This is a genomic window from Candidatus Symbiothrix dinenymphae (genome assembly GCF_001431085.1).
Map to the genome: position 1 here is coordinate 1 of NZ_BBRU01000351.1, position 482 is coordinate 482.

Sequence of the window (482 nt, forward strand, 5' to 3'; positions counted from 1 at the left end):
ATACAGAGGACTTTATAGAACGCTTCCGCTACAAGGCATCCAAATCGGAGCAGGTGCAAAGCCGCATCAAGCAGTTGGCAAAACTCGAACGCTTGGAGGTGGATGAAGAAGATACGGCAGCCTTGCGACTGAAATTCCCGCCCGCACCGCGCTCAGGCAGTTATCCGGTCATTATGGAAAGCGTTGCCAAGCGTTACGGCGACCACCTGATTTTTGAAAATGCGACTTTCACCCTCAATCGCGGCGACAAGGTGGCATTTGTGGGCAAAAACGGCGAGGGAAAATCCACGCTCGTGAAGTGCATCATGTCGCAAATTCCGTTTGAGGGCAAGTTGGAGTTGGGTCACAACGTGAAAATCGGCTACTTTGCTCAAAATCAAGCCGATTTGATGGACGAAAAATTGACCGTGTTTCAAACCATCGACAATGTGGCGGTGGGCGACATCCGCACAAAAATCCGCGACATATTGGGCGCATTTATG

Annotated in this window: 1 protein-coding gene; it reads left to right on the forward strand. The window is 50.6% G+C overall.

The annotated features are described in order from the left end of the window. The coding region (locus ASC50_RS04265) for an ATP-binding cassette domain-containing protein (RefSeq protein WP_158648413.1) at positions 1-482 on the forward strand (482 nt) is incomplete at both ends.